This is a genomic window from Clostridium magnum DSM 2767, assembly GCF_001623875.1.
In the GTDB taxonomy this organism is placed as follows: Bacteria; Bacillota; Clostridia; order Clostridiales; family Clostridiaceae; genus Clostridium_AM; species Clostridium_AM magnum.
Genome location: NZ_LWAE01000008.1, coordinates 1 through 22,076, shown reverse-complemented (window position 1 = coordinate 22,076; position 22,076 = coordinate 1). Strand labels below are relative to the sequence as shown.

At 31.3% G+C, this 22,076-nt stretch carries 15 protein-coding genes, 2 rRNA genes and 2 pseudogenes; 4 read left to right on the top strand and 15 right to left on the bottom strand.

Going from position 1 to position 22,076, the window contains the following annotated elements; translation table 11 throughout:
* The first annotated feature begins 513 nt into the window (after positions 1-513).
* Positions 514-1,488 carry an alpha/beta hydrolase gene (locus CLMAG_RS23670; RefSeq protein WP_066629036.1) on the top strand — a complete coding sequence of 325 codons (975 nt, stop codon included), beginning with the start codon at positions 514-516 and terminating at the stop codon, positions 1,486-1,488.
* A gap of 120 nt (positions 1,489-1,608) precedes the next feature.
* Here the strand turns inward: CLMAG_RS23670 and CLMAG_RS32655 are convergent.
* From CLMAG_RS32655 to CLMAG_RS23660, 3 genes and pseudogenes are all read right to left on the bottom strand, one after another.
* A pseudogene (locus tag CLMAG_RS32655) lies at positions 1,609-1,698 on the bottom strand (cell wall-binding repeat-containing protein); the annotation flags it as partial.
* Positions 1,699-1,726: 28 nt separating this feature from the next.
* Entirely contained in the window at positions 1,727-2,548 is an 822-nt protein-coding gene (locus CLMAG_RS23665) for a DUF4085 family protein (protein ID WP_207647058.1), read from the bottom strand.
* 152 nt (positions 2,549-2,700) lie between these two features.
* Positions 2,701-3,279: an acyl carrier protein phosphodiesterase gene (locus tag CLMAG_RS23660; protein WP_423231096.1), complete on the bottom strand. Its 579-nt coding sequence runs from the start codon at positions 3,277-3,279 to the stop codon at positions 2,701-2,703.
* Between the two features lie 386 nt (positions 3,280-3,665).
* Between CLMAG_RS23660 and CLMAG_RS23655 the strand changes: the two genes are divergently transcribed.
* Positions 3,666-4,460, top strand: a complete 795-nt coding sequence (locus tag CLMAG_RS23655) for a ribonuclease H family protein (RefSeq protein ID WP_066628442.1) — start codon at positions 3,666-3,668, stop codon at positions 4,458-4,460.
* Positions 4,461-4,618: 158 nt separating this feature from the next.
* On the opposite strand, the gene CLMAG_RS23650 is transcribed toward CLMAG_RS23655, so the two are convergent.
* Together CLMAG_RS23650 and CLMAG_RS23645 are read right to left on the bottom strand one after the other, a co-directional pair.
* Complete coding sequence (locus CLMAG_RS23650) at positions 4,619-5,998, bottom strand: MATE family efflux transporter (protein ID WP_082832061.1); 1,380 nt, start codon at positions 5,996-5,998, stop codon at positions 4,619-4,621.
* 67 nt (positions 5,999-6,065) lie between these two features.
* Positions 6,066-6,902 carry a MerR family transcriptional regulator gene (locus CLMAG_RS23645; protein WP_066628440.1) on the bottom strand — a complete coding sequence of 279 codons (837 nt, stop codon included), beginning with the start codon at positions 6,900-6,902 and terminating at the stop codon, positions 6,066-6,068.
* Between the two features lie 241 nt (positions 6,903-7,143).
* Between CLMAG_RS23645 and CLMAG_RS23640 the strand changes: the two genes are divergently transcribed.
* Positions 7,144-7,947 (top strand): nitroreductase family protein, encoded by an 804-nt coding sequence (locus CLMAG_RS23640; RefSeq protein WP_066628438.1) that lies wholly within the window; start codon positions 7,144-7,146, stop codon positions 7,945-7,947.
* Between the two features lie 116 nt (positions 7,948-8,063).
* Here CLMAG_RS23640 and CLMAG_RS23635 read toward each other — a convergent pair whose 3' ends face one another.
* The 4 genes and pseudogenes from CLMAG_RS23635 to CLMAG_RS31975 all read right to left on the bottom strand — a co-directional run.
* Positions 8,064-8,975: a ketopantoate reductase family protein gene (locus CLMAG_RS23635; RefSeq protein ID WP_066628435.1), complete on the bottom strand. Its 912-nt coding sequence runs from the start codon at positions 8,973-8,975 to the stop codon at positions 8,064-8,066.
* A 303-nt stretch (positions 8,976-9,278) separates the two neighbouring features.
* Positions 9,279-9,488 carry an AEC family transporter gene (locus CLMAG_RS33975; protein ID WP_242873120.1) on the bottom strand — a complete coding sequence of 70 codons (210 nt, stop codon included), beginning with the start codon at positions 9,486-9,488 and terminating at the stop codon, positions 9,279-9,281.
* Between the two features lie 14 nt (positions 9,489-9,502).
* Positions 9,503-9,688: a hypothetical protein gene (locus CLMAG_RS33970; protein ID WP_341420825.1), complete on the bottom strand. Its 186-nt coding sequence runs from the start codon at positions 9,686-9,688 to the stop codon at positions 9,503-9,505.
* 248 nt (positions 9,689-9,936) lie between these two features.
* Positions 9,937-10,062, bottom strand: a pseudogene (locus tag CLMAG_RS31975) (permease); the annotation flags it as partial.
* Positions 10,063-10,324: 262 nt separating this feature from the next.
* On the opposite strand from CLMAG_RS31975, the gene CLMAG_RS23620 reads away from it, so the two are divergent.
* A complete protein-coding gene (locus CLMAG_RS23620) occupies positions 10,325-11,185 on the top strand; it encodes a 4Fe-4S binding protein (protein ID WP_066628430.1) in 861 nt (286 codons plus the stop codon).
* Positions 11,186-11,535: 350 nt separating this feature from the next.
* Here CLMAG_RS23620 and CLMAG_RS23615 read toward each other — a convergent pair whose 3' ends face one another.
* From CLMAG_RS23615 to CLMAG_RS23590, 6 genes are all read right to left on the bottom strand, one after another.
* Positions 11,536-15,921: a coiled-coil domain-containing protein gene (locus tag CLMAG_RS23615; protein ID WP_066628427.1), complete on the bottom strand. Its 4,386-nt coding sequence runs from the start codon at positions 15,919-15,921 to the stop codon at positions 11,536-11,538.
* On the bottom strand, positions 15,914-16,630 hold the full coding sequence (locus tag CLMAG_RS23610; protein ID WP_066628423.1) for a DUF6063 family protein: 717 nt from the start codon (positions 16,628-16,630) through the stop codon (positions 15,914-15,916). The genes CLMAG_RS23615 and CLMAG_RS23610 overlap by 8 nt, the downstream gene beginning before the upstream one ends.
* The gene (locus tag CLMAG_RS23605) at positions 16,630-18,255 is read right to left on the bottom strand and encodes a hypothetical protein (RefSeq protein ID WP_066628420.1); all 1,626 of its coding nucleotides are present in this window, start codon (positions 18,253-18,255) and stop codon (positions 16,630-16,632) included. Before CLMAG_RS23605 ends, CLMAG_RS23610 begins: the two co-directional genes overlap by 1 nt.
* A 164-nt stretch (positions 18,256-18,419) precedes the next feature.
* Positions 18,420-19,427 (bottom strand): Wadjet anti-phage system protein JetD domain-containing protein, encoded by a 1,008-nt coding sequence (locus tag CLMAG_RS23600; RefSeq protein ID WP_066628415.1) that lies wholly within the window; start codon positions 19,425-19,427, stop codon positions 18,420-18,422.
* 504 nt (positions 19,428-19,931) lie between these two features.
* A 5S ribosomal RNA gene (rrf, locus tag CLMAG_RS23595) occupies positions 19,932-20,048 on the bottom strand.
* A gap of 261 nt (positions 20,049-20,309) precedes the next feature.
* Positions 20,310-22,076 (bottom strand): 23S ribosomal RNA (locus tag CLMAG_RS23590); the annotation flags it as partial.

Below are 22,076 nucleotides of genomic sequence, written 5' to 3'. Positions count from 1 at the left end.
CTTTATGTAACCATCATACAATAAGTTATTTGCAGTGTCAAGTAATTATTAATTAATACTTATTATCAAAATCTTTCAAATTAAAATTTTACATTTAAAATCATAGTTTTCCCATATGTCATAAACCTATAATTTAAAATAATCTTACATATGATAAAATAAACATCTTTAATAATTCCCACTTATGTATAATAAAAAAAGAATCTCCTAAAATAATATGCTCCTTTCTCTTTTAACACCTCTATTAAATCCTCTACCTTATTTTTCTACTATTGATTATTAGCAAATTCCCAAAGTTTACCCCCTGTGATCCTTGCGAAGGCCTGCGTGCGCTTGTTATCACTTTATGATGTTTATTGCTTTTTTTCATAGAAAGTGATATATATATATTTGGTTTAAAATAATCTAGGTTTATAGAGCTTACTAATTATGTGATTTTCAACCTATGGATAAGGAGGATAAGCCTAAGAATAAAACTTTAAGTTAAGTTTATTGCTAGGTATAGGGAATTTAATGAAAAGATTTTTAAAATGGTTATTAATTATTTTAGTTGCTTTACTCATTATTTTTATTGCTATTTTTCATAAAAGAATCATATTAACTTATAGACTAGTTGATAAGTATATTTCTTTAAAAGATCGTAATGTGACAACTGAAAAAGTTGATGGATTAAAAATGTCCAAATCTATGAATTACAAGGATATTATATATAAAAATACTAATGGAATTCCGCTAACACTAGATATTTATTCTTCACTAAAAAAGAATAGTGATCCCTCACCAGTGATTTTATATGTTCACGGTGGCAGCTGGGTTTATGGTGATAAAAGTATTCCAAATGCACTAAGTCCTATACTTAATGCTTTCAGAGAAGAAGGATATACAATTATAAGTACTTCTTATGAACTCATGAGAGGTAAAGCTAATTTTAATAAACAAGTTACAGATGTTAAGGATACTATAAGATGGATATATAAAAATAAATCTAATTACAATCTTGATCCAAATGAAATAGGAGTTATTGGTATCTCGGCAGGCGCCCACCTTTCTCTTCTAGCTAGTTATAGTAGCAATGATGAGTTTACAGATGACAAAGATTTAAGCCAATATCCATCTAAAATTAAATATTTAATTGATTTTGCAGGTCCAACTGATTTAAGCCTTTTAAATACAAATAATTTAAATTATGACTTAACCAAAATTTTTAATTCAATAAAAGATAAGGATATTGTGATAAAAAAATTCAACCCTATAAATTATGTTGGTAAGAGAAGTCCAAATACATTAATAATACACAGCAATCTTGATCCGATGGTTCCTTATAAAAGTTCGGAAGAACTTTATGATAAATGTGTTGAAGAACATGTCAAAGCAGAATTAATTACTTTAAATAGTAATGTACATGATTTATCAAATATTTCAAACACTGACATTGCTTCTATGTCTGAAGGATTGTTAAAATTTATAGTATTTAATTCTCCATTATAAACATATGCTTATATATTTTACACCAAGACTAGAATAGACTAGCTTACTGTATCAGCACTAACCTAGTCTATTTTAATTTATTAGTAGAGATTTCATATTATTCTAGCCAAATTCATGCCATGGTATTCCTTTTTGTACGGCTACTGGAGCTATAGATAAAGCATCTGCAAATTCATAACCATTGATTACTACCACTCCGCTTACATTTTTATAATCATAGTAGGCGTCTTGCTACAGATTAAGAATCAGTATCTAAAAATTCTAATGAAACTTTGTCTGCAATAATCCTTAATTCATTTAATGAATGTCTTCCGTTATCATCATAATTATGAAATAATGCTTGAAAATCAAAATTTCCTATATCAGATAAATGAGTTTCATTCCAAAGCCACCAATTACCTACATAGTTATCACTTAGTTCCACAGATTTTATATCACTGAAAGTTAGTACAGCTGATCCACCATTAGATAGAAAACTACCTTCGCAGCTTAATTTAATAATTATTTTATTTTCACCCGAATAATCAAAGTATGTAATTTGTGAGTCATGAAAATTATATTTTTCATTCAAACTTCTAATATCTTCGGGTAAGGAATTTTCTATGCTTTTGTAATATTTAGAATATGTTTTACCAACATTGATATCTGAATCATCAAACATTAAATTACTAAAGTTATCTATGTATTTTTTCATTTCCATAATTGAACTTTCACTTAGCATCTTGCCGTAAACTGAAAGCTCATTGAGAATTATGGATTCTAATGATTCTGGTAAATATTCTAATAAAAAATGCTTTATTTCTTTATAATTTTCTTCATAAATATGTCTTTGCTCTACTTCGTAATCCTTTCCTTGTTCCTGATAAAACTTTTTAATTTCTTCATTGTCGTTATCATCTTCATTTAAAAGGTTTGTTAAAAAGCTCCAAACCTGCATTTGTTCATATAATTGTCTTGTAAAGAATTTCATATCTTCCGTTCCCTCCACTAAAAAGTTTTTAATTTTATTAGTAAAATTTATAGCATATTTTGATTCTCTCATATCATTAAAAATTTTCAAAACCAATGCTTAGTTTTGTTAATCATTGGCTTTAGGATTACCATTTATTTTTAAGTGTATTTCTAAATCTGTAATTTGTAAAAATATTTCTAGATACATCATTTCAGAAAAACAACATTTTTATTGTTAAGTGATACACCAGACTTAGTTTATCAGTAGCAAACGTGAATGCCTTTAAGTTTATTTGCATACTCAATTGTATAAGGGAAAAAAGTTTTAAAATCTAGTTCTAAACTTTCATAATTTCTAACCAACTCATCTGCGGGATTTAATAAGGGGTGCTTTGATTTAGAAAATCTCCATGAAATTCGATCTAATGATTTTTTTATACCATCTATCTTCCTATAGGAAACAAGCCAGTTTTCCTCAATCATTAAAGGCATCCTTGCTATTAACTTATCTGGTAAACAATAAGAAAATCTTTTAAGCATATTATAAAAGTTATCAGCATATTCTTCTAGGGGCATTGAAGAATACTTACACCAGTTCTTAGATAGGAAGTGATCATAGAACATATCAATTAATACCCCTGCAAATCTCCTGTTCAAGCTTGAAATTCTTTTTTTGCTCTCTAGAAAAACTAGATTTGAGTCAGTAAAACCATTAAGCTTCCTATGCATAAAAATACCTCTTTTTATCGAATGCTCAAAGTTATTTTCCAAAGATTTGTTTACAAAATCACTAAGAAAATTTCCAAGCATACTTTCGTCATTGTTGTCTGAAAGATATATATAGATTTCTTAACCATAAAGTTGACTTATTCTTTTAGCAGAAGCTTTATATATCAATGCGCTAGTCAAGGGATAAGTCAGCTTTTAAGCAGATTTATCTGTATGCGCTAAACAATTCATCTTTTTCTCCTCTACCCTCTCATATACGCTTAGCTCAAATACATAATCCTTTCTGAGAATTTTGTAAAATATTTCAAATATCTCTTTTGCTGCCTGACCAAATCGACCTTATTCTCTTCAGCAAAAATACTATATACTTTGTCTTAAAATTTATTATTGTCCTTTTCATTATATATGTCAACACTCTGAACCTTAAGAAATCAAAGTTTTTTTCTTTTTATAATGTGATATAATTTAATTAATCCATCCCAAAGGAGTAAGCCCTTATGAAAATGCTGTTATTTAAAATGGAAATAATAGATGCTCTAAATAATAATTATAAAATCAAGATAAGTAATCATATAGAAGATACTTTGATAGAATTTAACCCTTATAAAAAAGAACTAAATTTTATTCATAATAATAATTTAACTGATTGTCTTAAGGATAACGAATATCAGCTTAGAAAAATGCTTCATAATAAACGTATAGATACTTATTATGTGGGTTTCAATGTCAAACTTGTTTTAAGGTGTAATAAAGACGTCGCAGCTTTTAATGATAGAAGTAAAATAGTAGCTTTAGATAAGCGAAATAATAATAACCATAGTTATGTCATAGCTGAAGATAAATGCGAAGAAAAAATTTATAAAATATTCTCAGATGCATGCTATTTTGAAAATAAAAAGCATGGTGGTTTTGCTTTTATAATAGAGGATTTAGAAGGGAATTATAAGCTATTCACAGAAAAAGTTCAAGCAATAGGTAGTAGCCAAGCTGAGCTTACAGCAGTTATAAAAGCCATTGAATTACTAAAAGATATCGAAAAAATAAGAATAGTAACAGACAGCCAATATGTAAGAAAAGGCCTAACAGAATGGATTCCTTGCTGGAAATTAAATGATTTTAAAACCATCAATGGAGAACCTGTTAAAAATATTGAGAACTGGCTTCTCTTTGATAATGTCTGTAATGGAAAATATATTGAATTTCAATGGGTAAAAGGACACTCCAATCACTTTGAAAACTCTCTTTGTGATATGTATGCAAGAGATGTAGCTGAGAATTCAAAAAACTTCTAAAACCTCTTAAGCATTTTACGTGAGTCCAATAATTAGATAAAAATCCAATGCTTAGCTGTAAACAATTGGATTTTTATCTATTGTGGGAATTCATATAAATTTTTTCGGTGAGCACAAATTATTTTGCTCTTATAAGTTCTCTAAGCTTAGTTTTTATTTTATACCTCCAACTTTGAATATTTCTTAAGTTCTGATGTAATAAGAATACCAGTCACTATAACTGATAATATTTCTGCACAGGGTCCTGCATACAGAACTCCTAAAACTCCCAAAAACTTAGGTAAAATTATCATTATCGGAACTATGAAGAAGGTCTGCTTACATAAGGTAAGTATCATTGCTTTTGCTGGCTTACCTGTAGCCTGAAAGAAAACACAGCTTGTAAGTTCAAAACCTATGAACATACAAAGCATCAAAAATATCTTAAAGGATTTTAATGCAAATTCATTATACAGTGCATTATTTTGACCAAATAGATTTATTATGCTTTGTGTAAAAAACTGAAATACAATAAAACCTATTACTGACACTACCGTTGCTATTTTTATAAGCATAAAATAAGTATCCTTTACACGTTTAAAGTTTTTAGCACCATAATTGTATCCAAGTATCGGCTGCCCACCTATAGCTATACCTATTACAACTCCTAATAGAAGTTCATTCACTTTCATTACAATACCAATTGCTGATATGGGAATATCACTGCCATAAATTGATTGTGCCCCATAAACCTTAAGCATATTATTGCTTACTATTATTATTGCTGTTACCGCTACTTGCGTAATCAAACTAGATACTCCCAAAATCATTATTGTCTTGCTTACCTTTACATCAAGCTTCAAATATTCTCTTTTAAATTTTATATTTTTAAACTTGTTAATATACATTAGAGAAATTGTGAAGGATAAAATTTGTCCTATTACTGTTGCTATAGCAGAACCCTTAACCCCCATACCAAAATGAAATATGAATATAGGATTCAAAACAATATTTACAACCGCTCCAACTATCATAGCCAGCATTGAATATTCCGGGCTGCCATCTGCACGTATTATTGAATTTAAACCTGCAGCTAAAATCATAAAAGGAAATCCTATTAAAATTATTCTCATATAATCTAGTGCTATAGAAATGTTAGTGCTTGTAGCTCCAAAGCTCCATAGTAATTTCTCCATAAAAATATATCCAATTACTAAAAATATCAAACCTAAAAGCACCATCAAACTAATTGCATTACCTATTGCTTTAGCGCCCTCTTCTTTGTTTTTCTCTCCTAATTTTATACTGTAAAAAGCAGCTGCTCCATCTCCTAAAAGCAGTGAAAAACCTAAGGCTAAAACTACAAAAGGAAAAGTTATATTTGTAGCTGCATTACCAATATAGCCTACCCCTTGACCAATAAAAATCTGGTCCACAATACTGTAAAGAGCATTGACTACCATCGCAAGGACACAAGGAATTGAAAACTTCATAATAAGCTTGCTTAATTTTTCATTTTCAATATAGCTTTCACTAATTTTTATACTTTTTTCACTCACTGATATACACCTCTTTCAAACTTTATACTTGAAAGAATAATGCATCCAGTAACTGGAGAGTCAATACTTATTTGATTGGAATTATAAGTTCAGTCACATAATTTCCTTCATCTGCTGTACTCATTATGTCTACAAGATAATTATCTATAGGCTCACCATAAATTTCATATCCATTTTCATAAATGTATTCATTCATCTTTCTATAAGTATCTATCATATTATCATAACTTCCATAATGAATAGCAGTAACAGCTTTAAAACCTCCAAATTTTCTAACTAAACCATCTATTTCTCTTTCTTCAGATACAGCTATACAAACTTCAATATCATAATTTTCCTTTTCTTTTTCCTCAAAATCGATACAGTCATCATAATATATTGCCATAGCGTTTTTTGTAATATGAAAATTATTTCTTTCAACTAATGAGATCAGCTTACAGTACCTAACTGTAAACTCTTCAATAGTACAAGGTCCTTTGCTCCTAAGATAAGCAACATAAGAAATAGGTATTTCTTTTATCTCAATTTTAAAGTCCTTACGTTGTTTCTTTTCCTTCTCACTTTCTTTAATACAAAACTGCAATTTTTCTTTTAACATTTTTAAATCGTTAACTTTATTATCAATCTCTACACATTTTTCATTAATTTTTCTTGTGTTATATTCCAAGTCTTCTCTGCCTAAAAGCACTTTTATTTCCTTTAATGAAAAGCCTGCTTCTTTAAAATGCTTGATCACAAGCACCAAAGTCAATTGATCATTTGAATAATATCTGTAATTACTGTCTGGATCAATCTTTCTTGGTATTAATAATTCTATTTCATCATAATATCGCAGTGTTTTTATTGGAATATTGCATATTTTAGATACTTCTCCTATTTGATAAAATTCTTTACTTTCGCCCATCTTATTAATCAACTCCCCTATATGAACATTAACTTCTTCTTTTACCTTTAATTTTCCTTTTCATATCTCTATCAGTATATAAATAGATACTATTCTACTTAAAAGTATCTACTTCCTAAAAATTACAATACATTATATACTATATTTTGTAAAATGTTTTACAGCATTAATTTAAATCATGGTAGAAACATCAAATATAAGAATTAATTTTATAAATATAAAATTTAAGAGGTGAATATTAATGGATTTAATTAAAGTAGATAAATCATTATGTACAAAATGTGGAGCTTGTATAAAAGTTTGTCCAACTACAGCTTTGTGCATGAAAGAAGACGGTCCTGAACACAATAATTTAAATTCTTGTATTGCTTGTGGACAATGTGCTGCTGTATGTCCTTGCGGTGCACTTGATAATGTTAAAACACCACTATGTAATCAAACAGAAATAAAAGATTTTAAAGTTTTGGATCCAAAACTTGCTGAATATTTTCTTAGATCCCGCAGATCAATAAGATGCTACAAAAATACTCATGTACCCTATGAAGAATTATTAAAGTTGGTTAATATTGCACATTTTGCTCCTACTGCTAGTAATTCGCAAGGAGTATCCTATATTATTGTAAGAGACAAAAAAATATTAGAAAAGTCTACTGAAATAATAGTAAAGTGGATGGAGGATAATATTGAATTGCACTGGAGTTTTCCAAGACATATAAATAATTATAGAAAAAATGGCATAGATTCAATTTTACGTGATGCTCCTCACATTATATTAGCAACGGCTCTAAGGGATTTTAGAAACGGAAGAGAAAATACCATTTCTGCATTATCCTATATCGAATTATTTGCACCTACATTAGGCTTAGGTTCCTGTTGGGCTGGATTATTTGAATTTTGTGCATTTTCAAATTATGGTCCATTATTAGATTTGTTTAATATTCCTAAAGACAAAGTAATAACAGGGGCACTTATGGTTGGATATCCTAAATATAAATATAAAAGATTGGTAGATCGTAATCCATTAGACGTTACATGTATAGGGTAATTTTATTTCCTATAAGTGGACCAGAAAACAAAACTAGCCAACCAAGCTGCGACTAATCACATTAGTTGGCTAGTTTTTTAATCTACTTCTACGTCTTTTCCCTAAGAAAACATCATTTAATATTTTATAAATTTTTCTTCTATCTTTTTATAAGTCTGCATAGGTACACCATATTTTTTACCCATACGTACTACTTCAAATATAAGCCCGTCAATTTCTGACTTTTTCCCCTGAGCAATATCCCTTTGCATTGATGTTGATGCTGTAGGATTAAGTTTGTCCAAAATATCTAGGTTAATTTGTACTATATCTTCTGTAAAATAAATTCCCATAGCCGTAGCCAGCTCATTTATTTCCTTGATTAGTTCAACAAAAGTTTCTCTGATTTCTCCCGGTTTCTGCATTTGTAATGCTTCTGCATCATAATATAAGCCACATGCTGCCATAGCTGAGACATAGGAAAATTTCTGCAAAGCATCTCTCCTTATATCATCTGATAAAAGCCCTTGAATATTACTCTCTTTCAAATCCTGTTCTATTTGCTTCAAAACCGGTTTGTATTCCGAATTGTTACGAACACCATAAATAATCCTAAATATTTCCCCATGCATCAAAAGAGTTCCAGGCTCTTTAATATTTGCAGATATATAAATGCAGCCATCCGTAACTAAAAGTTCTGGCAACATTTTCTGCATTTTTCCGCCAGTTCCATAAATATTTAGAATAGGAATTACTACTGTATTCTTGTGAGCAACTCGATTAATAAAAGGAACTGTATCTTCTAGAGAATAACCTTTCACGCAAACAAAAATAACATCTGGTTGTTCCTGATAATGTTCCATATCACATACATTAATCGGTGAAACGGTGTAATTCCCTTTCCAAGCAGTCTCTATCTTAAGTCCATTTTCCTTAATTCGCTGAAGATGTTTACCCCTAGCAATTAATGTCACATCTTTCCCCGCTTCTGTCATATAGGCACCAATACATCCACCGGTGCCGCCTGCGCCAATAATCAAATACTTCATTTTTTATTTCCCCCTTTAGATATGCTTTTTATATTACATAAATTCTAGCACAAACATATATCTATGAAAATAGTAGAAGTCTCGTCCTTACATATCTCTCTCTTTTCTTTAAAACTTTGTTCCAAAAAAATACCCTCAGGGGACGTAAACAGTTTAAAACAATTTAGTCCGCTCCTCTATTTTAAACCTAGACGCTACAATTACTTCCTTTTCCTCCTCACCTTTTGTATGTTCACCTTTCAGATATTTAACAGTTTATTATTAAAGCTATAGTTGAGAAAATTTCGTAACATATGTTTACAGTTACAAAAATTTAGAAAACATAAGCATCATTGGTATTGTGAGTATGGATAGAACATGTGTAGCTAAAATACACTTTGACGCTAAAATCGTATTATAATTATACTTTTCGCAAAACAAAACTGTAACAGTAGCTGTGGGAATTACCTCTGCTACTATGCAGACATTTTTAATTAAAGGTGTCTCATTAAATAAACTTATTATAACAAACATTATAATAGGAGCAATTATAAGCCTAATAAATGAACAAAAGTTACATCCTTATCAAATATAATTTCTTTAAATTTCATTGAAGTAATTTTCTCACCTATTATCATCATAGATAAAGGCATGGTAATAGCTCCTATATCACTAAGTGCTTGTTTTACTATGAAAGGTACTTTTATAGATAGCATAAATATAAATAAACCCACTACTACAGCAACTATATTAGGATTACTTAAATACTTTTTTAAGGAAATTCCACCTTTTTCATGGGAGAAAAGTCCTTCTCCATATGTCCAAAATAGTATCTGATAATGAATTCATTTCTTCTACACCCCTCTCATTAATTTATACTATCAAAAAACTATATATTTGTAAAATTGATATATTCGAATTGACAATTCGTTTTTTACAAATATATAGAAATCAGATTAAATTATGAATTTAGGGAACCTAGTAAACTTAATTCTGTAACTGACATCATAAATGCAAGGTCTGTACCCATGCTCACACCTGCTCTTGTTAGTTCTCTAACAAGAGGTATGACCCCCGCAGCATTTGAATATAGCGGTATACCAATTAAATTTATACCCCTGGGGTGTTTGCGAAGGCCTGCCTGAGCTTGCCCTTTGCTTAGCGCACGATCTGACCCCATTACGAGAGACTTGTCTTGAGCTTGCCAGTGAATGCAGTACCATTCGGTTGTCACTAAATCAATTTTTGAAAAGTAGATAATTTTATTTAGTAAGTAGTATAATTATAGTTAACGAACATAAATAATAACGTAAGGGGGGAGAATTAGTGAGGAAGAGTAGTTATAATAAATTCCCTCACTAAGATAAAAGATGAAAAAAGAAGATTTAATAAAAATAGCATCATGTTTTATTGAAAATTCAGAAGACAATACTATAACAGAGGAAATAGCTATTTCTGAAAATGTTGTAGGAATGAAAATTTTTGAGTCACCAATTTTTGGCTTTGGATCTGCGGGGGATGAATATTTTACATTATTTAAAGATCCAAAAGCAATTGGAGAACATTTCTTGCTTCCAAAAAAGTGGTTACCACATGCAAAAACAGTGATATCATTTTTCCTACCTTTTACCCAAGCTGTGAAAATTGGAAATAGAAAAGATATGTCTTGGCCTTCTGAAGAATGGTTGCATGGACGTATTGAGGGACAAGTTTTAATAAACAAGCTGTGTTTTCGTTTAAAGTCAGAATTAATAAATAAAGGCTACAATACTATTGCTCCTTCTATAGATGAAAGGTTTTGGTCAAAAGCTGCATTTAATAAGGACTCTTCACATGGGGATATATCATTTACAAGCAACTGGTCTGAAAGACATGCTGCTTTTGTATGTGGACTTGGAACATTTGGACTTTCAAAAGGACTTATAACTAGAGAAGGTATGGCTGGTAGATTTGGAAGCATTATTACAGAATTATACTTGACTCCTGACAAAAGACCATATCAAGATATTTATGAATATTGTTCTAGATGTGGTGCATGCGCAAAAAATTGTCCAGTTGATGCAATATCACTAGAGAATGGAAAAAATCATAATATATGTTCTAAATTTTTAGATATAACATCTGAGAAATTCAAACCTAGATATGGTTGTGGAAAATGTCAAATAGGTGTACCATGTGAAAACAAGATTCCTAAGGTAAAGGGTATGAAAAAACCTTCTCTTGAAACCTAGTCTCTAAAAAAGATATCTTTGAATTTAGAAACAGAATTTTTATATTAGTAAAAGGCTGTGGGTGTCCACGGCCTTTTTGAAAGTGTTTTCAAATCCCCTAGGTCTTCTAATGAGCGCAGGGATCTAATCATTCTTATAACCATACTGTTTTCATAGATTGTTTGAAATTCTATTTCATATTCATTGCCACTTCCACATATCTTTTATTTACTATTGATTATTACCAAATTTCCAAAATTTACACCCCTGGAGTTCTTGCGAAGGCTTGTATGAGCTTGCTATTTTACCATATAAAAAATGTGATGAACTCACCACATTTTATGTTTATCTTAATTTTATTATATCACAGTTTAAAATAACTTAGTCTGCTCCTCTATCTTAAATCTGGATGCTACAATTACTTCCTTTTCCTCCTCACCTTTTGTATGTTCACCCTTCAAATATTTAACACCACTTTTAAGTTTAGAGGATATAAGATTTAAAACATAGATGTTATCAAATCTATTATATATTGAATCCCCACCAAGGCCCGTTAAACATATAAGCTGGGTGTTGCTCTTTTTAGCAATATCTATTAATGGTTTTAAAAGATGGGCTGAACTTGTTTGGGCAAAAGGATTATCCATTACCAGCACCTTACCACTTTCTTTTCTGCTAAATATATCACTTTCATCTTTTCTCATATAAGATAATAAGCTTGAGAGTATTACAAAGGCTGACAAAAAGCCCTCTCCCCCTGAGTTTTTTGAAACCTCATCCCAGGTAATCTGTCTTTGTTTATCTTCCTCTATTTTATACAGTTTAATATTTACACTTCCAATTCCAATCACTTCATCATATAACTTATTTATATTGATTTTATTGCTGATAATGTCTTCTATATCTTCATTTTTCTCTAAGGCTTCTAGACTTTGACCTCTAACCTGCTCAACATAATCCTTTAATCTAATCTTATAAAGCTCTTTATTTTCTTCCCAATCAGCTACACTTATATTAAGCATCTTTAATCTTTTTGTACCAATTGTTATTGATGAGTTATCATCTATCTTCTCAATATTTTCATGAACATCTTTAATATACTCCAATAAACTTTCTAATAGCTTTCCTTCTTCTTTTTCAATAAGTTCAATATCTGCCATTAACTTTTCCATAATAAGCTCATAAGAACTTATTATAAGCTGCAGCTGGTCCTTAAATTCTACTGGACTCGCTATTAAGGTCTTAAGGGTTTGAATTGGCTCTTTAAACAAGCTTTCCTGCTTAAACTCATCCTTTATCTCAATATCTACAACTAAATTTGTAAGATTTCTCTCTCTTGTAGCTTCTTGTGCCTTGATATTATTTAAATCTCTTTTTAATTTTCCAACAAACTCATCTAATTCATTAAAGTCTACTGATATATCAACTTCTTCTTTAATATTAAAATCATTAAACTCATTTAAACTAGTTAAATTATAATGTATTTTAGTTTTTACGGCATTTACCTTTTTCTTGTTAACCTCAGCTTCTTTAATTTCTATTTTTATTTTTTCTATCTCTTCTTTGAAATTTTTAGAAATTAATACTTCCTTATCCTTTGGCTCCTCCTTATTGAATTTTTCCTTAAGTTTATTGTACAAATCCTCTAATTTACTTTTTGCAACTTCCAAACTCTTGTCTAATTCAATATACCTATCCTTTAAAGAATTGTAATTCTGTCTTTCTTTATAGAGTTCATCCTTAAATTCAAGCTCCTTGTGCATATCATAAGCTTCATTAATATATTCCGCCTCTTTTATTTCATATTTGTTAGTTTTTAAATTAAGTTCACTATCAACTTCCCCAAACTTCTGCGTAAGTTCTTCTATTTTCTTTTTCAGTTCCTTTTCTGAACTTGTAATATCCTTTGTAAGAGCATTATATTCTGATAATAGATCTTCCTTGTCCTTTTCTATTATCTCCCCTGTTTTATAAATATTAAAAACTGATAGTTCCTTTAATAAATCCCCTTCCTTAGAGTTATAAAATCTGATGGCATCAGCACACTCTATTAGTTCACTCTCTATTTCCCCATTTCTCTTTTCATCTTTATCTATTTGATTACTTACTATAGCTAATCTTTCAAGTACCCTTTCCAAAGCACCTTTATTCTTTTTATACCTCTCATAGTCTTCCTTTAATTCTTTAAATTCTTTAGCTTTATTATCATTGTTTACTATATCCTTATCTAAAGACTGTGCCTTTTTCTCATAATTTGTGATATTTTCTTTAATACTTACAATTTCTTTTTCTAAATCTATTTCTATTGTTCTCAATTTTGACTCTTCACTGCTAAGTAATTCAATTTCTTCTTTTAGAGCTTCATATGCTTTAAGCGTCAAAGAGGAATATTCTATAACGTTTCTTTTTTTATCATAAAATGTTATATTTTCCTTCTTAGAGTTTATCTTTTTTTCTATTTCTTCTAATTCTACTTCTTTATTCTTTATTAATTTCAAAAGCTCACTTTCATTTAACAGCTTATTATTAAAGGATATAAAGAACCTGATTCCCTTCAAAGCTATAATATTCTCTTTTGAACTTTCCAGACTGTCTTCAAGGTCTTTTCTATTAATTATTGATATAGGTGAAGAGGTAAATGTATCTAAAGCTTCTTTTTCTAAAAGCTCTATTTCCTTAGAATCCATAATTAAGGAATAGGGAATAAAGGGATTATTCTTAACAAGACTTTCATTTTTCTCAAGAGAATAGCCATTTTTCTTAAGCCATTTCATACCATAAGTTATGCTGATATCCTTTTCTCTGAGCCTGTCTTCAACTTCCTTAGGCAAATCTAAAACTTTACCAGTTTTAAGCTTTTCTAATTCATAAGCTATATTGTCAAAGCTTTTTACAAGCTTCATTTCATCCTCTTTTAATAGATTTATCTTTCTATTAAAAGCATTAATTATCTCTTCAGAAGCAAAAACCTTGTCTTCATCAAAATCCACATATTTAATTATTTCTTTTCGTATTTCTATTTCCTCTTCAGCCTTTTGGAGCTCTGACTTTTTATTCTTCAGTTTATTTTTAACATCAGAAACATTTTCTAAATTCCTTATTTTTTCACTTTCTTTGCTTTTTAATAATTCTCCACTTAATAAAATCTTTTCCCCAATATTTTTTCTTTCTTTTTCTAGGGTAAGTCCTTCACTCATAATTTCCTTATCAATAATCAGTAATCTTTCATTATCAAAGTATCCTGAAATATTTCTAAACAAATCCAGTGCATACCTGTTATTAAACCTTTCCTCCAGCTTATCAAAATATGAAATTTCAGAGTCTAAACTTCCCTGCTTCTGCTTTAAATCACTAATATCCCTTCTACTAGCTTCTAGGGATTTTTTTATATCCTCTTTTTCCTTCTCTAAATTCTTCTTTGAAGCAAGCTTATTTTCATTTTGCTCTTTTATCCCCTCTAGTTCCTTTTTCAAAATTCCCTTTATAGTAAAGCCTAAGTTATTAATAAGCGGAGCATTGTCCTCATTCTTTTTGTTTAATATCCTTAATTCAGTTTCATACTGTTGAAGCTCTTTTGAAGTATTTTGATACTCCCTATGTATCTTTGCACATTCTATAATATTACCTTTTCTTATTAAGCTTTTTTCTCTTAACTCACTTTCTTTTACCAGTTGCCCTTGTGCCTTAATAACCTCTTCTAAGTCTGCTATTTCATCCTGTTTTTCATAAATTTTAATGGATTCTCTTTCATAATTTAGCTCTGTTATTTTATCATTAAGAGTATTTATTAAAGCCTCTAATGACAACTCTTCTTTTTCTTTATCCTCAAGATTTTCTCTTAAGTAAGCTATTACATTTGCTATTCTATTTTTTAAGCCTTCTCTCTTTTCAATGGTATCTATAAATTCATCACAGGAGCTTATTATATTCTTAGATAGTTCATTAAAAAGCTCCATCTTTGCCTTTTTATCGATATTGGCTTTGTTAGCCCTATATTGCTTGATATACCTGTCTATCAGTTCTCTATAATTTTGGATTCTATCTTCATCGCTTTTCAATTTATTTTCAATAGCTGGCAAAAACCATTCCCTAACCAGTCCACTGCTGTCCTTAGCCTTTGTAAAAAGTTCTGATAGACCGGATTCTTTAATATTTACCTGCTTAATTATGGTTTCCCATTCTCTATGATTGATCTTATATTCCTCTAACTTGCTAAAATAATTCTTTGCTGTTAGCGAATTATTCATATCATAATAATTAAATTTCAAATCTTTATTTTTTTTCAAATTCTCAAAGAAATTTTTAGTGTTAGCATAGCTTTTTATTATTTTTCTGTCATCTTTTTCTTCAATTACAGGAATACTATTGATATCATATTCATTTTTCTCTTTATACTCATGAATAAAGTTTATAATATCTAGTTTTTCCTTTGAATTTTCATCTGATGAAACTTCTTTTTTTCTAACCATCATACCAGTTAATAAATAACCTGCAGCATCATCCAGTTTCCATTCTATTAATATATATGTAGGTATACTTGATGTGAAATAGCTTTCGAAGGTTCTGTCCTTTATACTTCTATACCTTCTATTGACAAAGGGAGCCATGACCATTTGTACAAGTACCGATTTACCTCCACCATTTCTTAAGTTCAGCATGGTATTTTCTCCATCTAAATAAAAACTCTCGTCATCTATCTTCATAGTATTGTTATTATAATTTAAATTAACAAACCTTATTTTGTTTATCTTACTCATTGGTATCTTCTCCTAAAGCTTTTAATACTCTATTGTAGTTATTTTTATTTAAAAGATTCCAGTCCATAAAGCTATCAAGCTTTTTAGTAGTCTTAATCATATCATCGCCTTTTATATAATAAATTAATCCTTGATCATCTAAAAAATCTAAAATTGTATTTATAAAACCTTCCTTAGTTGTCTTAGAGATACTTTTCTTGTCACTGCTTTTTAAGGCTTCAAATCTCTCAAGTATATTTTCAAAGGCTATTCCGCTTTCCTCACTACCTGAATTATTAATAGACCTAGTAACTCCATCATTTAATCTATCAGTAATAATATTTAAAAATTCTCCAACCTTCATATACTCCCTTGAATTACTTGTAATTCCCTGTGAACTATAAAATTCCACCAAAAGAGTCAATATTACAAACTGAGATAGATAATAATCCTTATCATTTGCAGAGGACTTACAGAGTATTTTCTTAAGCTCACCCTTTGAATATCCTAAAAAATCATTATCTTCCTTTGGTATAAGGTATACTACTCCCCCATATTTTTTAACATAACATTCTGAAGCTTCCCCAAGTTCCTTAACCAGTTCCGTTACATTTTCATTTTCTGAATAGGCTTTATATAATTCCCCTGCTTCCTCTTTTAACTCACCATGTTTTAATATGTAATAAAATATTTTATTGCTTATCTTAATTTCTTCCGTTGTATATGCCATTATAATTTTAGTCCTCCTGCTTTTATAATCTTAAAGGAAATATCCGAACATATGAAGTTTTTTATCTCTCCGTTTTCATTGCGCAAACCTTCCAATTTAATATCCTCATTATTTAAAAGCTTATAAACCCTTATCTTTGCTATATTCTTAAAACTTCTGTTTTCATCTATAATTTCTAAAATGCTTTTATTCAGCTGAAATTCTATTTCTCCAGTCTCAACTGAATTTTTTCTTTCCTCTCTTATTTCAGCTATATCTATACTTTTATTCTTAAGCATTTCAATAATTACCTCTCTAAATATCTCCACCGTTGGAATTAACGTATTTATAAGTACTTCACTTTCTTTAATTAAGGAATTAATATCACCTAAAGAAATGCTTCCTCTTTGAATTGCAAGCTCTAATATTATTTGAATTACACCTTTATACTTCTCTAGCTTTTCTAATTTTTTCTTATTTTCAGCTTCAATAAAATCTTTTTCATTAAAGGTAATTTCTTCATCTTCTTCTATTTCATTTTTTCTAATTGTCTTTTGATATTCTAAAGCTTTATTTATGTTATAAAATTTTTGGGGCATCATTTTAAATAATGGTCTCAAAAATATATCAATATCCTCCAGCCTATTTGGGTTGTCTAGCACTTTTTCATAAACTTCCGTCCTGAAATTAAATCTTTCAATCAAGGACATTTTAGAGATGTTTTCAAGTTCCTTTCCATAAACCTCTTTCAAATCAAAATGCTTTCTTAAAACTCTTTGATCTTCATCAATAGTTCTGCTTAAATACTGCTCTATTATATTTAAATTATTGAGATTTTCCTTTTCTTCTTTGTTCAATTCCTTTATATGTATATCGTGTTCAATAAACTCCTGAATTTTTTCCTTTACCATCTCTCTATGAATAATAAACTTCTTTTTAGTATTATCAAGAAGCTCTAAATTTCCATCCATCATAGATTTATAGTCTTCTGTAGAATAGGCCAGTGGATTTTCCTTAATCTTTCTTATGGCATCTTCCATACTTTGGACTCTTATTCTAAGCATATTAAATATATTTTTGATATCGTCTACAGCCTTATCATAAGAAGCTTTTTCTAAATGCATTTTAAATACTATTTCATGAATAGTCATTTTTAAATTTTCTTCTATTTCTAAAGTAGATAAAAGAAGGGAATACCCATCATCAGTCAAGGAATATGATACCCTTCTTACTCCTTCAATATATTCCATTTTGTTTTTAATAAAGCTTATATTTATATTCTTATACTCTCCCACCTTAAAATCATAAGCTTTAAAATACATTGCCTTACCTTCATCACAGAGAATTGTGTTAACTATAAACTCACCTAACTCCTTGCACTCCTCATAAGTAATTCCCTTTTTAAAATAAAGGTTGTTTACCTCATCAATAAAGGTTCCTATATGATCAATGGTGCATATATCCTCTTTCAAGGATTGTTCCATTATGTAAATAAGTACTGCAAATATTAGATTGTCCTGTTCATATCCCTCTTCAAAACCATATTTTTTCCAGGTACCCTTAGCTATACTATTTCTAAAAAGTAAAGCATAAGCACCTATTTTTTTCATTCTAATATGCTGTACGTCTAAAAAGCCAAAATCCATTTTTTCCTCCTTTTAGTCGAAATACTCGGTAATTTTTCTTCTTTCACTTCGGGAATTAGATAACTTAAGATGTTCGCTTCCGCTGGCAAGTTACCCTTAAAAGTTCATTTAGAACTTTTACCTAGCAAAATTACCCATTAAAGTCCATTTAAGACTTTAAGCTCCTATAAATCTGTAATATTCAATATCTCTTGTGGTATATAAAAATCTTCCTGCAATATATTCTCTATTTCAACTCTATACTCGTTATCAAATTCTCTTAAGAATATTTCATTAATATTTCTATTTTGTCCTTCTTTTGTCTTAGGTAAACAAATCCTTTCGCTCTTTGCCTTATCAATCATTTTTTTATATCCATTTACAAAGGGAACCATATTATATTCTTTACTAAATAGCTGAAACAAGCCTTCGTATATAACTATTCCCTCATAATCTAAATCACCAAAGTATAGTATAGCATTTTTACTATCTGATACATACTCTTCAACGGATATTTTATAATCATTGAAGGCCTTTTTTATATTTTTTCCGCCGCCATAGATAAGTGTGCCTATATTGTCACCTAATATAGTTTCTCCTCCAGCTATTAAATGTCTTCTCATTGTATAGTAGGTATCCTTATTTTCTAAAATCAACACCTTCTGAGGTACCTCTTTTGACTTTGAATAATATGCTAAAGGTTCAGAGGTATCATAATAATTCAGTTCATCTAATTCTAAACCTAAATTCTTTACAATAGTTTTTCCACCTTCCTTTTGTAAAAACTTCTCTCTTCCCCATATTTGAAAAGACCTTTCATTCATAGAAACAGTTGAATGCAATAATTCCTGCTTATTATCAAAAAAATCACTTAACTTAAGTATGTATTCTCTATCCTCTTCATACTTATCTAAATGATTTTTATAATATTCAATGCTTAATTTAGTGGAAAGCTTATAATGTATCTCATCAAGAAGATTACTGCTATGGACATTATCACTTATCAATCTATACCTCTTATATAGAGTTGGTTTTTTACCATTTCCTCCGCTGCTTTTCACTGGTAAAATCTTTTTTTCCTCTAGTAAATTGTTAACTACTTTACATAATTCTTCGTAGGTTTCAGTTTTATATATCTTTTCTATTTCATCTAATTCTATAAATTTTTTATTGATGCTGCTTAAATTTTTCATAATGTATCTCCTTACTCCTTTGGCAGATAGTATACATATCTAGAAGCTAAATCTTTTGTTAATAAATTTATTATAACAAAATAATCTATGCTGAAGCTAAAAATTTCAAATAAAATAAACAGAATTTTGACATGCCAAAAAGAGGTATTTTACACCCCTGGTGCTTGCGAAGGCCTACTTGAGCTTCTACTACTACTAAAAGTATTTCTCCAACTCTTTAATATCTTCCATATCAAATATAATGTGCTTTTTTAAATATCATGAAATCCCTGCCTAAAGCTATTGATTTTACTAAAAAGGGCACTTTTAGACTTAGCTGCGTAAATAGTAAAAGTGCCTTCAGTTTGATATATACTGAAGACACTAATATAGTCAGTTGTAAGTGTTATCAAAAGAAATTTCTCCGACTTCCTTTGCTGTTTTTACATCAAAATATTCTTTTAAGCTCTTAATTAAATACATAAAAAACACTAGGTGTCAAAACCTAGTGTCTTCCTATTACTTACCTGGCGACGACTTACTCTTCCACACAGTCTCCCGTGCAGTACCATCAGCACTGTAAAGCTTAACCTTCGTGTTCGGAATGGAAACGGGTGTTGCCTTTACGTCATAATCACCAGATTTATTTAGTTGAGAGTTAAGAATTAATAGTTAAGAGTTATGGTTATTTTTTCTCCTATCGTCGAAAAAACGATAATTATACTAACTAATAACTTTATACACAATAAATTATTAACTCTTATGAGAATATTATTCTCTGAAAATTGCACAGTGATAAGTATAGCTTTTATTATAGAGTTCAATTAATTAAATTTTAGATTTTCACGCTAGTGAAAATCATCATTAACTCTTAATTCTCAACTCTACACTCTTAACTATTTTTTGGTCAAGCCCTCGACCTATTAGTATTAGTCAGCTGAACATGTTACCATGCTTACACCTCTAACCTATCAACCTTGTGTTCTTCAAGGGGTCTTACTAGCTTATGCTATGGGAAATCTTATCTTGAGGTGGGCTTCACGCTTAGATGCTTTCAGCGTTTATCCCGTCCTGACATAGCTACCCAGCTGTGCTCCTGGCGGAACAACTGGTGCACCAGAGGTCAGTCCATCCCGGTCCTCTCGTACTAAGGACAGCTCCTCTCAAATTTCCTACGCCCGCGACGGATAGGGACCGAACTGTCTCACGACGTTCTGAACCCAGCTCGCGTGCCGCTTTAATGGGCGAACAGCCCAACCCTTGGGACCTACTTCAGCCCCAGGATGCGACGAGCCGACATCGAGGTGCCAAACCTCCCCGTCGATGTGGACTCTTGGGGGAGATCAGCCTGTTATCCCCGAGGTAGCTTTTATCCGTTGAGCGATGGCCCTCCCACGAGGAACCACCGGATCACTAAGCCCGACTTTCGTCCCTGCTCCACTTGTTTGTGTCGCAGTCAGGCTCCCTTCTGCCTTTGCACTCTTCGAACGATTTCCAACCGTTCTGAGGGAACCTTTGGGCGCCTCCGTTACTTTTTTGGAGGCGACCGCCCCAGTCAAACTGCCCACCGAGCTGTGTCCCGTGACCAGTTTCATGGCCGCCGGTTAGAATCCCAGTACTGTCAGGGTGGTATCCCAAGGTTGACTCCACAAAGGCTGACGCCCTTGCATCGACGTCTCCCACCTATCCTGTACAGACAATACCGAAATTCAATGCTAAGCTACAGTAAAGCTCTACGGGGTCTTTCCGTCCAATCGCGGGTAGCGAGCATCTTCACTCGCAATACAATTTCGCCGGATTTGTTGTCGAGACAGTGCCCAAATCATTACGCCATTCGTGCGGGTCGGAACTTACCCGACAAGGAATTTCGCTACCTTAGGACCGTTATAGTTACGGCCGCCGTTTACTGGGGCTTAAGTTCATACCTTCGCTTGCGCTAAGTATTCCCCTTAACCTTCCAGCACCGGGCAGGCGTCAGCCCCTATACTTCAGCTTTCGCTTTAGCAGAGACCTGTGTTTTTGCTAAACAGTTGCTTGGGCCTATTCTCTGCGACCTACTTGCGTAGGCACCCCTTCTCCCGAAGTTACGGGGTCAATTTGCCGAGTTCCTTGACAACAATTCTTCCGCTGGTCTTAGGATTCTCTCCTCACCTACCTGTGTCGGTTTGCGGTACGGGCGCGGGCTTCCTCCATAGAGACTTTTCTTGGCAGCGTGGAATCAGATACTTCGCCCATAAGGGCTCCCCATCACACCTCAACATTGACTAAACGGATTTGCCTGTCTAGTCTGCCTAGATGCTTAGACGCACATCCAATAGTGCGCACATCTTATCCTCCTGCGTCATCCCATTTGTAATAACGGAAGCTTGGCGGTATCGGAATATCAACCGATTGTCCATCACCTACGCCTTTCGGCCTCGGCTTAGGCCCCGACTAACCCTGAGCGGACGAGCCTTCCTCAGGAAACCTTAGGTTTTCGACCAATAAGATTCTCACTTATTTCTCGCTACTTATGCCAGCATACTCACTCCTGTACAGTCCACCGCTCCTTTCGGTACGACTTCAATCCATACAGGAAGCTCCTCTACCACTGATACTTACGTATCAATCCATAGCTTCGGTGGTAAGTTTTAGCCCCGAACATCTTCGGCGCAGGATCTCTCGACTAGT

What these genes read in the sequence shown, in the direction of transcription:
- CLMAG_RS23670 (WP_066629036.1), top strand. Translation starts at nt 514, where the DNA reads ATGAAAAGATTTTTAAAATGGTTATTAATTATTTTAGTTGCTTTACTC.
- CLMAG_RS23655 (WP_066628442.1), top strand. Translation starts at nt 3,666, where the DNA reads ATGAAAATGCTGTTATTTAAAATGGAAATAATAGATGCTCTAAATAAT.
- CLMAG_RS23645 (WP_066628440.1), bottom strand. Translation starts at nt 6,902, where the DNA reads ATGGGCGAAAGTAAAGAATTTTATCAAATAGGAGAAGTATCTAAAATA.
- CLMAG_RS23640 (WP_066628438.1), top strand. Translation starts at nt 7,144, where the DNA reads ATGGATTTAATTAAAGTAGATAAATCATTATGTACAAAATGTGGAGCT.
- CLMAG_RS23635 (WP_066628435.1), bottom strand. Translation starts at nt 8,975, where the DNA reads ATGAAGTATTTGATTATTGGCGCAGGCGGCACCGGTGGATGTATTGGT.
- CLMAG_RS33975 (WP_242873120.1), bottom strand. Translation starts at nt 9,488, where the DNA reads ATGTTTGTTATAATAAGTTTATTTAATGAGACACCTTTAATTAAAAAT.
- CLMAG_RS23620 (WP_066628430.1), top strand. Translation starts at nt 10,325, where the DNA reads ATGAAAAAAGAAGATTTAATAAAAATAGCATCATGTTTTATTGAAAAT.
- CLMAG_RS23615 (WP_066628427.1), bottom strand. Translation starts at nt 15,921, where the DNA reads ATGAGTAAGATAAACAAAATAAGGTTTGTTAATTTAAATTATAATAAC.
- CLMAG_RS23610 (WP_066628423.1), bottom strand. Translation starts at nt 16,630, where the DNA reads ATGGCATATACAACGGAAGAAATTAAGATAAGCAATAAAATATTTTAT.
- CLMAG_RS23605 (WP_066628420.1), bottom strand. Translation starts at nt 18,255, where the DNA reads ATGGATTTTGGCTTTTTAGACGTACAGCATATTAGAATGAAAAAAATA.
- CLMAG_RS23600 (WP_066628415.1), bottom strand. Translation starts at nt 19,427, where the DNA reads ATGAAAAATTTAAGCAGCATCAATAAAAAATTTATAGAATTAGATGAA.